This window comes from Pseudomonas sp. FP198 (assembly GCF_030687895.1).
GTDB lineage: Bacteria > Pseudomonadota > Gammaproteobacteria > Pseudomonadales > Pseudomonadaceae > Aquipseudomonas.
The window spans coordinates 4,941,335-4,954,314 of record NZ_CP117452.1 but is presented as its reverse complement, the minus strand read 5'-3'; the positions used below and the strand labels follow the sequence as shown (position 1 = coordinate 4,954,314).

Annotated in this window: 11 protein-coding genes and 1 tRNA gene; 10 read left to right on the top strand and 2 right to left on the bottom strand. The window is 60.4% G+C overall.

Going from position 1 to position 12,980, the window contains the following annotated elements; genetic code table 11:
* Nucleotides 1-11: 11 nt before the first annotated feature.
* From infB to PSH78_RS22530, 6 genes are all read left to right on the top strand, one after another.
* Nucleotides 12-2,531, top strand: coding sequence for a translation initiation factor IF-2 (gene infB / locus PSH78_RS22555; protein ID WP_305496903.1), 2,520 nt, complete (start codon nt 12-14; stop codon nt 2,529-2,531).
* A 159-nt stretch (nt 2,532-2,690) separates the two neighbouring features.
* Nucleotides 2,691-3,092: a 30S ribosome-binding factor RbfA gene (rbfA, locus tag PSH78_RS22550; RefSeq protein WP_181287552.1), complete on the top strand. Its 402-nt coding sequence runs from the start codon at nt 2,691-2,693 to the stop codon at nt 3,090-3,092.
* 3 nt (nt 3,093-3,095) lie between these two features.
* Nucleotides 3,096-4,013 (top strand): tRNA pseudouridine(55) synthase TruB, encoded by a 918-nt coding sequence (truB, locus tag PSH78_RS22545; protein ID WP_030139793.1) that lies wholly within the window; start codon nt 3,096-3,098, stop codon nt 4,011-4,013.
* Between the two features lie 142 nt (nt 4,014-4,155).
* A complete protein-coding gene (gene rpsO, locus PSH78_RS22540) occupies nt 4,156-4,425 on the top strand; it encodes a 30S ribosomal protein S15 (protein ID WP_039592311.1) in 270 nt (89 codons plus the stop codon).
* 175 nt (nt 4,426-4,600) lie between these two features.
* A complete protein-coding gene (pnp, locus tag PSH78_RS22535) occupies nt 4,601-6,706 on the top strand; it encodes a polyribonucleotide nucleotidyltransferase (protein ID WP_305496899.1) in 2,106 nt (701 codons plus the stop codon).
* A 126-nt stretch (nt 6,707-6,832) separates the two neighbouring features.
* Nucleotides 6,833-6,908, top strand: a tRNA-Thr gene (locus PSH78_RS22530).
* Nucleotides 6,909-6,918: 10 nt separating this feature from the next.
* Here PSH78_RS22530 and PSH78_RS22525 read toward each other — a convergent pair.
* Nucleotides 6,919-7,464 carry a hypothetical protein gene (locus tag PSH78_RS22525; protein WP_305501362.1) on the bottom strand — a complete coding sequence of 182 codons (546 nt, stop codon included), beginning with the start codon at nt 7,462-7,464 and terminating at the stop codon, nt 6,919-6,921.
* A 299-nt stretch (nt 7,465-7,763) separates the two neighbouring features.
* On the opposite strand from PSH78_RS22525, the gene PSH78_RS22520 reads away from it, so the two are divergent.
* Nucleotides 7,764-8,069, top strand: coding sequence for a DUF6388 family protein (locus PSH78_RS22520; protein ID WP_305496898.1), 306 nt, complete (start codon nt 7,764-7,766; stop codon nt 8,067-8,069).
* Nucleotides 8,070-8,108: 39 nt separating this feature from the next.
* Here PSH78_RS22520 and nadC read toward each other — a convergent pair whose 3' ends face one another.
* A complete protein-coding gene (nadC, locus tag PSH78_RS22515; RefSeq protein ID WP_305496896.1) occupies nt 8,109-8,957 on the bottom strand; it encodes a carboxylating nicotinate-nucleotide diphosphorylase in 849 nt (282 codons plus the stop codon).
* A gap of 266 nt (nt 8,958-9,223) precedes the next feature.
* Between nadC and PSH78_RS22510 the strand changes: the two genes are divergently transcribed.
* The 3 genes from PSH78_RS22510 to ampE all read left to right on the top strand — a co-directional run bounded on the left by PSH78_RS22510 (nt 9,224) and on the right by ampE (nt 12,892).
* On the top strand, nt 9,224-11,434 hold the full coding sequence (locus PSH78_RS22510) for a DUF1631 domain-containing protein (protein WP_305496895.1): 2,211 nt from the start codon (nt 9,224-9,226) through the stop codon (nt 11,432-11,434).
* A 64-nt stretch (nt 11,435-11,498) separates the two neighbouring features.
* Complete coding sequence (ampD, locus tag PSH78_RS22505; protein ID WP_305496893.1) at nt 11,499-12,059, top strand: 1,6-anhydro-N-acetylmuramyl-L-alanine amidase AmpD; 561 nt, start codon at nt 11,499-11,501, stop codon at nt 12,057-12,059.
* Complete coding sequence (gene ampE / locus PSH78_RS22500; protein WP_305496891.1) at nt 12,056-12,892, top strand: regulatory signaling modulator protein AmpE; 837 nt, start codon at nt 12,056-12,058, stop codon at nt 12,890-12,892. Before ampD ends, ampE begins: the two co-directional genes overlap by 4 nt.
* Nucleotides 12,893-12,980: the final 88 nt, after the last annotated feature.

Sequence of the window (12,980 nt, the reverse complement as noted above, 5' to 3'; positions counted from 1 at the left end):
GAGAGAAGTGCATGACGCAAGTCACGGTGAAACAACTGGCCGATGAGGTCAAAACACCGGTAGAGCGCCTGTTGCAGCAGATGCGTGAGGCAGGTCTGCCGCACACCGCCGCCGAGGAACATGTGACCGACAGTGAGAAGCAGTCCCTGCTCACTCACTTGAAGAGCAGTCACAAGGCGAAAGTGGAAGAACCGCGCAAGATCACTCTGCAGCGTAAAACCACCAGCACCCTGCGTGTTGCCGGTAGCAAAAGCATCAGCGTTGAAGTACGCAAGAAGAAAGTCTTCGTACAGCGCAGCCCGGAAGAAATCGAAGCCGAGCGCAAACGCGAACTGGAAGAACGTCGCGCGGCGGAAAATGCTGCACGTCAGAAGGCTGAAGAAGAAGCCAAGCGTCGCGCCGAAGAAGAAGCGCGTCGCCAGCCTGCTGCTGCGCAATCTGCTCCAGCCGAAGTGGTCGAGACGCCTGCGGCGGCAGCTGAGCCAGTGCGTGAAAGCGCGCCTGTCGTGGCAGCTGCTCCGGCGCCGGCGGACACCCGCAAGCGCGACGAACAGCGTCGTCCGGACAAACCACGTGCCGACGACAACCGTCGTGGCAGTGGCGATGGCGAGCGCAAAAACGCTCCTCATCGTGCTTCGGTCAAGGAAAAGGCGCCCGCACCGCGTGTTGCGCCACGTACCACTGACGAAGAAAGCGATGGCTTCCGTCGCGGCGGTCGCGGCAAGGCCAAGCTGAAGAAGCGCAACGCCCACGGTTTCCAGAGCCCTACCGGCCCTGTCGTGCGTGAAGTGAAGATCGGCGAGACCATCACTGTGGGCGATCTGGCCCAGCAGATGTCGGTCAAGGCTGCTGAAATCATCAAGTTCATGTTCAAGCTGGGCACGCCAGCCACCATCAACCAGGTACTGGACCAGGAAACTGCCCAACTGGTTGCCGAAGAGCTGGGCCACAAAGTGACCCTGGTCAGCGACACCGCCCTGGAAGATTCCCTGGCCGAGTCCCTGAAGTTTGAAGGTGAAGCGGTTTCCCGTGCGCCGGTCGTGACCGTCATGGGTCACGTTGACCACGGTAAAACCTCGCTGCTCGACTACATCCGTCGTGCCAAGGTAGCCGCTGGCGAAGCTGGTGGTATCACCCAGCACATCGGTGCGTACCACGTTGAAACCGACCGTGGCATGGTGACGTTCCTCGACACCCCGGGCCACGCCGCGTTTACCGCCATGCGTGCCCGTGGTGCCAAGGCGACCGACATCGTGATCCTGGTGGTTGCAGCGGACGACGGCGTGATGCCGCAAACCATCGAAGCCGTTCAGCATGCCAAGGCTGCTGGCGTGCCGCTGGTGGTTGCGGTGAACAAGATCGACAAGCCGGGCGCCGATCTCGATCGCATCCGCAGCGAACTGTCGGTCCACGGCGTGACCTCCGAAGAGTGGGGTGGCGACACTCCTTTCGTTCCTGTCTCGGCGAAGATGGGTACCGGCGTTGACGAACTGCTCGAAGCCGTTCTGTTGCAAGCCGAAGTTCTGGAGTTGACCGCTACACCTTCGGCTCCTGGCCGTGGCGTGGTTGTTGAATCGCGTCTCGACAAGGGCCGTGGCCCGGTCGCGACCGTCCTGGTTCAGGACGGTACCCTGCGTCAGGGCGACATGGTGCTGGTCGGTTCGAACTATGGCCGCGTGCGCGCCATGCTCGACGAGAACGGCAAGCCAATCAAGGAAGCCGGTCCGGCTATCCCGGTCGAGATCCTCGGTCTGGACGGTACTCCGGATGCTGGCGACGAGATGAGCGTTGTGGCTGACGAGAAGAAAGCCCGTGAAGTGGCTCTGTTCCGTCAAGGCAAGTTCCGTGAAGTCAAACTGGCTCGCGCTCACGCCGGCAAGCTGGAAAACATCTTCGAGAACATGGGCCAGGAAGAGAAGAAGACGCTCAACATCGTCCTCAAATCCGACGTCCGTGGTTCGCTCGAAGCGTTGAACGGCGCCTTGAATGGCCTGGGTAACGACGAAGTGCAAGTGCGCGTTGTCGGTGGCGGTGTCGGTGGTATCACCGAATCCGACGCCAACCTGGCACTCGCTTCCAACGCTGTACTGTTCGGCTTCAACGTGCGTGCCGATGCCGGCGCGCGCAAGATCGTCGAGCAGGAAGGCCTGGATATGCGTTACTACAACGTGATCTACGACATCATCGAAGACGTCAAGAAAGCCTTGACCGGTATGCTCGGCAGCGACGTTCGCGAGAACATCCTGGGCGTGGCCGAAGTGCGCGATGTGTTCCGTTCGCCGAAGTTCGGCGCGATCGCCGGTTGCATGGTGATCGAAGGTGTCGTTCACCGTAACCGTCCGATCCGCGTATTGCGTGAAGATATCGTGATCTTCGAAGGCGAGCTGGAATCCCTGCGCCGCTTCAAGGATGACGCTTCCGAAGTACGTGCCGGCATGGAATGCGGTATCGGCGTCAAGAGCTACAACGACGTCAAGGTCGGCGACAAGATCGAAGTCTTCGAGAAGGTCCAGGTTGCTCGCAGCCTCTGACTCGCGTACTTCAAGAGCCGTACCGGGCAGCCGCATGAATATGCGCTGCCTGGCTGGCGGACTCTAAACGCAACGCCCGGTCTGGCTTTTGCCAGGCCGGGCGTTTGCCGCTTTCAGACCTCACGGGTTTGACCGTGGGGCAGTAACAGGTAACAAGACATGGCAAAAGAATATAGCCGTACCCAACGAATCGGCGATCAGATGCAGCGCGAGCTGGCCCAACTGATCCGTCGCGAAGTCAAAGACCCGCGTGTCGGCCTGGTGACCATCACCGCTGTTGAAGTCAGCCGTGACGTCGGTCACGCCAAGATCTTCATCACGGTGATGGGACAGGACAGCGCCGAAGAAATAGCCCAGAGCATCAAGGTGCTCAACTCGGCGGCCGGTTTCCTGCGCATGCAACTGGCGCGGGAAATGAAGCTGCGCAGCGTTCCACAGCTGCACTTCCACTACGACGAAAGCGTCGTGCGGGGTGCGCATCTGTCGGCGCTGATCGAGCGTGCCGTGGCTGAAGACAGTCAGCATCCGGCTGCCGCTGAACCCGAAGACACCAAGGAGTAATCGGTGGCTCAGGTCAAACGTATCCGTCGTAACGTCAGCGGCATCATCCTGCTCGACAAACCGTTGGGATTTACCTCCAACGCGGCGTTGCAGAAGGTTCGCTGGCTGCTCAATGCTGAAAAGGCCGGGCACACCGGCAGCCTCGATCCACTGGCTACCGGCGTGCTGCCGCTGTGCTTTGGCGAGGCGACCAAGTTCTCCCAATACCTGCTCGATTCCGACAAGGGTTATGAAACCCTGGCGCAACTGGGCAAGACCACCACCACGGCGGACGCCGAAGGTGAAGTTTTGCTGGAGCGCCCGGTGACCGTTGGTCAGGCGGATGTCGAAGCGGTGTTGCCGAAATTTCGTGGGCAAATCAGTCAGATACCGCCGATGTACTCTGCGCTCAAGCGTGATGGGCAGCCGTTGTACAAACTGGCCCGTGCAGGCGAAGTAGTGGAGCGCGAACCGCGTTCTGTTACTATTGCGCGCTTGGAATTGCTGGCCTTTGACGGTAATACTGCACGGCTCGCCGTGGATTGCAGCAAAGGCACCTATATCCGTACCCTGGTGGAGGATATCGGCGAGCAGCTCGGCTGTGGCGCGTACGTGGCGGAATTGCGACGGACCCAGGCCGGGCCTTTCACCCTGGCCCAGACGGTCACGCTGGAAGAGCTCGAAGCGGTACACGCCGAAGGCGGCAACGAAGCGGTCGACCGTTTCCTCATGCCTTCGGACAGCGGCTTGCTCGATTGGCCGCTGCTGCAGTTCTCCGAACACAGTGCGTTCTACTGGCTCAATGGCCAGCCGGTGCGCGCTCCGGATGCGCCGAAGTTCGGCATGGTCCGGGTGCAGGATCACAATGGTCGCTTCATCGGTATCGGTGAAGTGAGCGAAGACGGGCGCATCGCGCCGCGTCGATTGATTCGGTCGGAATGACCGGAACCAGCCTGTGTAACAACAGGCTGGCGAGTGTGGCTGTTAACAGGCACGGTCACTACTCATTTATAGATACAGGGATCTGTCCCTGGCCTGTTGGTACGGTTTCCCTGGAGACGGTACCTCACAAGAGGAAAGCCACATGGCACTCAGCGTTGAAGAAAAAGCTCAGATCGTGACCGACTACCAGCAAGCTGTTGGTGATACTGGTTCGCCAGAAGTGCAAGTTGCACTGCTGACCGCCAACATCAACAAACTGCAAGGTCACTTCAAGGCCAACGGTAAAGATCACCACTCCCGTCGTGGTCTGATCCGCATGGTAAACCAGCGTCGCAAGCTGCTGGATTACCTCAAGGGCAAGGACGTTAATCGTTACAGCACCTTGATCGGTCGCCTGGGTCTGCGTCGCTAATCAGCGATTGCGCTATGAGGTTGGTTGTTTGCCAGTTGCCTGCGTTCTGCGTCGGCGACCGGCAGGCTCCCAGCCTCAAGTTTTATCTGGACAGTCGTTGGGCCGATTCCCCGCACTGCCCAAGAATTTCGCAAGAAGACAAGTTCCCCAAGAGCCACAAAGAAGGTAGGACACCGTGAACCCGGTAATCAAAAAATTCCAGTTCGGTCAGTCGACCGTTACCCTCGAGACTGGCCGTATCGCCCGTCAGGCCTCCGGCGCAGTGCTGGTCACCGTTGACGACGACGTCAGCGTATTGGTGACCGTAGTGGGTGCCAAGCAAGCCGATCCAGGCAAGGGCTTCTTCCCTCTGTCTGTGCACTACCAGGAAAAGACCTACGCCGCGGGCAAGATCCCTGGCGGTTTCTTCAAGCGTGAAGGCCGTCCTTCCGAGAAAGAAACCCTGACTTCCCGACTGATCGACCGTCCGATCCGTCCGCTTTTCCCTGAAGGTTTCATGAACGAAGTGCAGGTTGTCTGCACCGTCGTTTCCACCAGCAAGAAGACCGATCCGGACATCGCTGCGATGATCGGTACCTCGGCTGCGCTGGCGATCTCCGGTATTCCTTTCGATGGCCCGATCGGCGCTGCTCGCGTTGCGTTCCACGAAAGCACCGGCTACCTGCTGAACCCGACCTACGAGCAACAGAAGGCATCGAGCCTGGACATGGTCGTGGCCGGTACTTCCGAAGCCGTGCTGATGGTTGAATCCGAAGCCAAGGAACTGACCGAAGACCAGATGCTGGGCGCCGTGCTGTTCGCCCACGACGAGTTCCAGGTGGTCATCAACGCCGTCAAGGAACTGGCCGCCGAAGCCGCCAAGCCAACCTGGACCTGGGCTCCTCAGCCAGAAGCCACCGAGCTGCTGGGCGCGATCCGTGCCGAGTTCGGCGAAGCGATCTCCCAGGCCTACACCATCACCATCAAGGCCGACCGCTATGCGCGTCTGGGCGAGCTGCGTGACCAGGTCGTTGCCAAGTTCTCCGGCGAAGAAGGCCAGCCATCGGCCAGCGACGTCAAGGCGGCTTTCGGTGAAATCGAATACCGCACCGTTCGCGAAAACATCGTCAACGGCAAGCCGCGTATCGACGGTCGCGACACTCGCACCGTGCGTCCGCTGAACATCGAAGTCGGCGTCCTGCCAAAGACCCACGGTTCGGCACTGTTCACCCGTGGTGAAACCCAGGCGCTGGTCGTTGCAACACTGGGCACCGCCCGTGACGCGCAACTGCTCGACACCCTGGAAGGCGAAAAGAAAGACCCGTTCATGCTGCACTACAACTTCCCTCCGTTTTCGGTGGGCGAGTGTGGTCGCATGGGTGGCGCCGGTCGTCGCGAAATCGGTCACGGCCGTCTGGCCCGTCGTTCGGTCCAGGCCATGCTGCCGGCCGCTGACGTGTTCCCGTACACCATTCGCGTGGTATCGGAAATCACCGAGTCCAACGGTTCGAGCTCGATGGCTTCGGTCTGCGGCGCTTCCCTGGCCCTGATGGACGCTGGTGTGCCGATGAAGGCGCCGGTGGCCGGTATCGCCATGGGCCTGGTCAAGGAAGGCGAGAAATTCGCCGTCCTGACCGACATCCTGGGTGACGAAGACCACCTGGGCGACATGGACTTCAAAGTGGCCGGTACCGCCAAGGGCGTCACCGCACTGCAGATGGACATCAAGATCAAGGGCATCACCGAAGAGATCATGGAAATCGCCCTGGGCCAAGCCCTGGAAGCGCGCCTGAACATCCTCGGCCAGATGAACCAGATCATCGGTCAGTCCCGTACCGAACTGTCGGAAAATGCTCCGACCATGATCGCGATGAAAATCGACACCGACAAAATCCGTGATGTCATCGGTAAAGGCGGCGCGACCATCCGTGCGATCTGTGAAGAAACCAAGGCTTCGATCGACATCGAAGACGACGGTTCGATCAAGATCTTCGGCGAAACCAAGGAAGCGGCAGAAGCAGCACGCCAGCGCGTCCTGGGCATCACCGCAGAGGCCGAGATCGGCAAGATCTACGTCGGCAAGGTTGAACGCATCGTCGACTTCGGCGCGTTCGTCAACATCCTGCCGGGCAAGGACGGTCTGGTTCACATCTCCATGCTGAGCGATGCTCGCGTCGAGAAAGTGACTGACATCCTGAAAGAAGGCCAGGAAGTGGAAGTGCTGGTACTGGACGTGGACAACCGCGGCCGTATCAAGCTGTCCATCAAGGACGTTGCAGCAGCCAAGGCATCGGGCGTTTAATCACTCCCTCGCTTGACCGCTGAACAAGCAAACGCCCCGACCGGTTCGGGGCGTTTTGCTGTGTGCTGAAAATCCCTTCAGGGCAGGTTGCCTGTCCCCCGGGGACGATGCTAGGTTTAGCGCCACGCCCGTGTAGCTCAGTCGGTAGAGCAGCGCACTCGTAACGCGAAGGTCGCAGGTTCGATTCCTGTCTCGGGCACCACCCCCCCTCGTTATTTCACCTTCCTGCTCAGCTCCTCGACCGTGCGTTTGAGCTGTGTCATCTCGTTATCCTGATCGCTGAGCTCCCGTTTCAGGGACGAAATTTCGCTGCTGCTCGAACTCGAACTGGAACCGCTGTTACGCTTGAGTTCTTCCACTTGCTTGCCAAGGTCGTTCAGATCGCGTTCCTGTTCCTTGATGATGCGCTTGAGGTCGTCTATCTCCTTGCTGCTGGAGGTGGAGCTGGAGCCACTGTTGCGTTTGAGCTCTTCGATTTGTCGGGCCTGCTCGCCAAGGGTGCGTTTCTGGCTGTCCAGCTCCGCGGAGTTGTCCTTGACTGCTTCTGGTAATTTTTCCAGGTCACCCACGCTGATATTGGTCTTGATCAGAACATCCTTGCCGAATGAGTTGCGAAGCAGCGGGATCGTGTCTGAGGGCAGAGGGGTGCCGGAGGAAACTTCGACAGCCGCTTGAGCAGCACCGATCAAGGTCAGGCTGCCGAGCAGGAGGGACGTGGTAGCAAACCGGGTCGACGAACGTTTCGCAAGACTGCGCATCATTGGGTTCCTGAAGAAGTGCTGATATGGCACATCGCTATGACTGGTTGCCATGACAAATGTTCCTGGGCACCTTGCCGTCGGGCATGAGATTTTTTCTGCGGTGGATGTAAAGAGCCGTGTAAATCGTTGGCAAAACATCCTATATTCGTCACCTGCATGAGCATCGCCCAGCAGTTTTCAGATGATCCACGAATGGTTCTGAAGGCCAGGAAAACCGAGCTTCCAACGGCTTCCTGCGTCAGAGAGATCCTTGATGATCCAGATCCATCTTCCATTCCCAGATCAGCGAGAACGCCATGACCGTTAAAGAGTTGTCCCAAGAAGCCAGACACGAACAAGCCCTGGAAAAGTACCTCAAAGAAACGCCGCAATTGGCAGAGGAAATCAAGGACTTGTCCGCTGATGATCAGAAAGACCAGATCCAGTGGGCATTCGAGGACGAGGCCGAGGCCCAGGGCCTGCAGCCTTGGGAGCTGACGCTCAAGTACACCAGTACGCCGGAAGAGTTCGAGGTGCAGCGCCTTGCCTTGCACAAGGAAGCGGCCGAGGTGCTGGGTGTGGAATGGGATGAGTACTGCGAGATGAATAATCTGGTGGTCTGAAAAAAACGCCAGCCTCTTCAAGGCTGGCGTTTTTTGTTGTCAGAGGCTCAAGCGCATCGACAGGTCCACGGCTTTTACGTCCTTGGTCATCGCACCGATGGAGATATAGTCCACGCCGGTCTCGGCGATCGGGCGCAACGTGCTTTCGTTGATGCCGCCGCTGGCTTCCAGTTTCGCCTTGCCGCCGTTCAGGCGCACGGCTTCGCGCATGTCGTCCAGGCTCAGCTCGTCGAGCATGATGATGTCGGCATCGGCCGCCAGCGCTTCTTTCAATTCCGCCAGGCTTTCCACTTCGATTTCCACCGGCTTGCCCGGTGCGATCTTGTGGGCGGCGCTGATGGCCTGGGCAATGCCACCGCAGGCGGCGATATGGTTTTCCTTGATCAGGAAGGCATCGTAAAGGCCGATGCGATGGTTATGGCAACCGCCGCAGGTCACCGCGTACTTCTGGGCCAGGCGCAGCCCGGGCAGGGTTTTGCGGGTATCCAGCAGCTTGACCTGGGTGTCGGCAACGGAGTCCGCCAGGTAGCGGGCCCGGGTGGCAACGCCCGAGAGCATCTGCAGGAAGTTCAGCGCGCTGCGTTCGCCCGTCAGCAGTGAGCGAGCCGGGCCTTCGAGGTGGAACAGCGCCTGGTCGGGACTCGCCCGGTCGCCGTCGCGCACTTGCCAGTGCACCGCGACGCGGGGATCCAGTTGCCGGAACACCGCATCGACCCAGGCCGTGCCGCTGATGATCGCGGCTTCGCGGGTGATGATGGTGGCCTTGGCCAGGCGTTCGGCGGGGATCAGTTGTGCGGTGATGTCGCCGCTGCCGATGTCTTCGAGCAACGCACGGCGCACGTTGGCTTCGATTTCGGCGGTCAGATCGGCGAGGCGTAGATTCGGCATGACGGGCTCCACAAACAAAGTGGCCGGATTATAGGGCCAGGCCGCAGGCGAACCCAAGGCGCCACTTGCGTGCTGCTGAATGAAACCTGCATTTGGTCGCATGGCCGCAACATTTTCCCGATTGTCCTGTCACTTGTTCCGAGTATTTCGAGCTGGTTCACAAGTGTCTACTGTGCGGCAGGGTTCTTTTACCTGATAATCCGCCTTTCGATTGACGCCATGACTTTGACGTCGCAAGCCGAAGAATACCCTTTCAGGAGGCCAGGATGCACAACGACGGGAATGTAGTGCCTTTGCACAAGGCGTCTACCGATCAGGCGAGTCGCTCGCCGCTCGCCCGCCTGCCTGTGATTCTGCTTCAGGTTCGCGACAAGGCTGCGCAGCAGTTGCGCCTTGGCTTGCAGGAACTGTTCGATAACGCTGACGATACCCTGTTCGAAATGGCCGACCGGGCGCGGAACGATGTCGAGCAGAACCTCTACTTCGAAGCCATGCGAGACCTGCGGCTGAAACGCAAGAGCATCGAACGTGAGTTCCTCGAACAGTTTTTCGAGGCGTTCGTCAATCTCGCCCAATACGATCTGACCCAGGCCACCCTCGCGCCTGTACTAGGCGCCATACCGGCCCAGCGAAACCATGATGACCTCGAACGCCGGCTGGCGGTGGAAACCATGGTCACCCGGGTGCTCAGTCGCGATGGCCTGTCCCTCGATCAGCTCACGGCGCGACTCGGCGCGTTACTGTCGCGGCCCCTGGCGAACCAGCACAACCCCTTGAGCCCGGCCCTGCTGTGTGAGAATTTTCTCCAGGCCGGGCGTAACCTGGGCGTAGGCATCAAGGTCAAGCTGATCCTGCTCAAGCTCTTCGAGCGGTATGTGCTCAGCGAATGCGACAACCTTTATTCCGAGGCCAATCAGCTATTGGCGGCAACCGGGATCTTGCCGGATCTGAAGGTTTCTCCGTCGCGGCGCGCCTCGGATCGTGTCGAGGAGCCTGCTCGGCCCAGCACTGCCGGGCCTGCCAGGCCAAGGGTCGACGATGTCGATGACAGCGTGCAGGAAGTCTTCGCCGCTTTGCAGAAGTTGTTGGTCCAGGTGCGCGGCAGTGTCGCGCCGACCCTTGAGCCCAGTGCACCGGCCCAGCCGATCACGACCCGTGACCTTTTGCGCTTGTTGTCTCATTTGCAGCAATACGTGCCGGCCCCCTCGGTTCAGGATGACTTCGACCTGCGTAGCCAGCTCGAACAGCTGTTGACCCGGGTCAGCGTCAAGAGCGGCAAATCCCGCGTGGTCGAAGGCGCGGACGAAGACGTGATCAACCTGATCGCGATGATGTTCGAATTCATCCTTGATGACCGTAACCTGCCGGATTCCCTCAAGGCCTTGATCGGCCGGCTGCAGATCCCGATGCTCAAGGTCGCGGTGCAGGACAAGAGTTTTTTCAGTCGCAGTAATCATCCGGCGCGCCGGTTGCTCAATGAAATCGCCGCGGCGGCGATGGGTTGGGGTGATTGCGATGATCATCAGCGTGACAGCCTCTACCTGCGCATCGAGCAGGTGGTGCAGCGCCTGTTGAATGACTTCGTCGACGATCCGGCGATATTTTCCGAAGTGCTGGCCGATTTCCTGGCCTTCACCAGCGACGAGCGCCGCCGTTGTGAATTGCTTGAGCAGCGCATCCGTGACGCCGAAGAGGGAAGGGCAAAGGCCGACCTGGCTCGACAGCGGGTCGAAGGGGCGCTGAACCAGGTCATGCTCGGCAAAGTCCTGCCCCAGGCCGTAGTCGATTTCGTGCAGCAGGCCTGGAGCCAGGTGCTGCTGCTGACCGGCTTCAAGCATGGCGAGCATTCAGCCGAATGGCGGGCCGACGTGCTGACCCTCGAACAATTGGTCTGGAGTGTCCAGCATCACGAAGAGTCCGATGCGGGCCTGCGTTTGCTGGCGATGGTGCCGGAGCTGCTCAAGGCCCTGCGCGAGGGGCTGAGTCGCTCGGCGTTCGATCCGTTCGCCACCAGCGAATTCTTCAGCGAGCTGGAACTGCTTCATGTCCAGGCCCTGCAGCGGCTGGGCCAGGCAACGGAGGCTGGCGAGCCGGCGGATCTGCCGGTCATGGTCGAAGTGGCGGAACCCATCGTCCTTCGCACTGCGTCACAGACGCCCGCGCAAGAGCCGACCGTGCGCTTGCCGGCTGATGATGCAGGCCTGCGTCAGGTCGATCAATTGCGCCTGGGATGCTGGGTCGAGTTCCAGGAAGACGAAGACAACAGCCTGCGTTGCAAGCTGGCGGCAATCATCCAGGCCACCGGCAAATTCGTTTTCGTCAACCGCACCGGCCTCAAGGTCCTGGAGCACAGCCGCACCAGCCTGGCCCTGGAATTCCGCCGGGGAGCGGCACGTCTGCTGGACGACACCCTGCTGTTCGACCGGGCACTGGAGTCTGTTCTCGGCAACCTGCGCCAGCTCAATCGCGGCAAGTGATCGCGCAGCCGACGTAGATCGCGGCATACTGGCGGCACTCACCGTCGTCATCGAAGGAACCCGTATGCAGCTGGACCCCGTGAGCGGTTGGTGCGATGGCGTGCGTCATTGCCCTTCGCCCAATTTTAATGCGCGCCCCGAGGGCGAGATCTCCCTGCTGGTGATCCACAACATCAGCTTGCCGCCGGCACAGTTCGCGACCGGCAAGGTACAGGAATTTTTCCAGAATCGTCTGGATGTCACGGAACATCCCTACTTTGCCGGTATTGCCGACCTGCGTGTCTCTGCGCATTTTCTGATCGAACGTGACGGCGCCGTGACCCAGTTTGTCTCTTGTCTGGAGCGTGCGTGGCATGCGGGGGTTTCGTGCTTCGAAGGGCGGGAGACGTGTAACGATTTTTCCATAGGCATCGAGCTTGAAGGCACCGATGATCTGCCGTTCACCGACGCGCAATATGTCGCCTTGGTGGACCTGACCCGGCAGTTGCGCGCGGCGTTTACGGCGATCACGGTGCAGCGCATCTGTGGGCACAGCGACATTGCCCCGGGGCGCAAGACCGATCCGGGACTGGCATTCGACTGGGCGCGCTATCGCGCGGCCCTGACAGAAGGGGAAGGACAATGAGTTTTCTGGTGTTGCTGCTGGCAGTCTGGATCGAGAAATTCTCGGCCCTGCGCCAGCGGGTCCAGCGTGACGGCGGCTGGCTGGGCGAGCTGAACAAGCTCGAAGCGAGCCCGCGCTGGGTCAATCGGCCCTGGCTGGTGCTGATGGTGATGGTGCTGTTGCCGGTGGCGCTGCTGGCGTTGCTGCTATGGGTACTGGAGCCGGTGGCCTATGGTCTGCTGGCACTGCCGGTGCACCTGTTGGTGGTGATCTACAGCCTGGGGCGCGGCGATCTGTTGGCTGAACTCGGGCCGTTTCGCGACGCTTGGCGCCGGGAAGATCTGCAGGCAGCGAATCATGTGGCCAAGCGCGACCTGAACATCGATGCCGATGGCGGCGAGCAGTTGCTGGAACGGGTCCAGGGGCACTTGCTGTGGCAGGCGTACCAGAGTTTTTTTGCTGTCATCTTCTGGTATTTCCTGCTGGGCCCGGTGGCTGCCCTGAGCTATCGATTGCTCGCCCTGGCCGCCGAACACAGCCACAACCCCGGCGTGGCCGAGCGTGCGGCGCAACTGCGCCACGCGTTCGATTGGGTACCGGTGCGATTGCTGGCGGCGAGCTTCGCCCTGGTGGGCAACTTCGTGGCGGTCAGCCGGGTGATGCTGCACGAACTGCTGAACTGGAACATCAGCGCGGCCGACCTGATCAACAAGGTCGGCCTGGTGGCCGGCGAGATCCCGACTCCCGTCGCCGGGCCGGACGGCATCAACAGCCTGGATCGGCTGTGGGAACTGCTGTTGCGCGCGGCGGTACTCTGGTATGCCGGGTTTGCGTTGTGGACGGTGTTGGCCTAGGCAAGCGAGTCGGTTGTGGCGAGGGGATTTATCCCCGCTGGGGCGCGAAGCGGCCCCCTCGCTTTTGGAAGCCAGATACCAGGGGCTG

Bases quoted from the DNA above. Each gene is read 5' to 3' on its own strand.
- rbfA (WP_181287552.1), top strand. From the start codon at position 2,691: ATGGCAAAAGAATATAGCCGTACCCAACGAATCGGCGATCAGATGCAG.
- ampD (WP_305496893.1), top strand. From the start codon at position 11,499: ATGCAGCTGGACCCCGTGAGCGGTTGGTGCGATGGCGTGCGTCATTGC.
- infB (WP_305496903.1), top strand. From the start codon at position 12: ATGACGCAAGTCACGGTGAAACAACTGGCCGATGAGGTCAAAACACCG.
- nadC (WP_305496896.1), bottom strand. From the start codon at position 8,957: ATGCCGAATCTACGCCTCGCCGATCTGACCGCCGAAATCGAAGCCAAC.
- PSH78_RS22520 (WP_305496898.1), top strand. From the start codon at position 7,764: ATGACCGTTAAAGAGTTGTCCCAAGAAGCCAGACACGAACAAGCCCTG.
- rpsO (WP_039592311.1), top strand. From the start codon at position 4,156: ATGGCACTCAGCGTTGAAGAAAAAGCTCAGATCGTGACCGACTACCAG.
- PSH78_RS22510 (WP_305496895.1), top strand. From the start codon at position 9,224: ATGCACAACGACGGGAATGTAGTGCCTTTGCACAAGGCGTCTACCGAT.
- ampE (WP_305496891.1), top strand. From the start codon at position 12,056: ATGAGTTTTCTGGTGTTGCTGCTGGCAGTCTGGATCGAGAAATTCTCG.
- PSH78_RS22525 (WP_305501362.1), bottom strand. From the start codon at position 7,464: ATGCGCAGTCTTGCGAAACGTTCGTCGACCCGGTTTGCTACCACGTCC.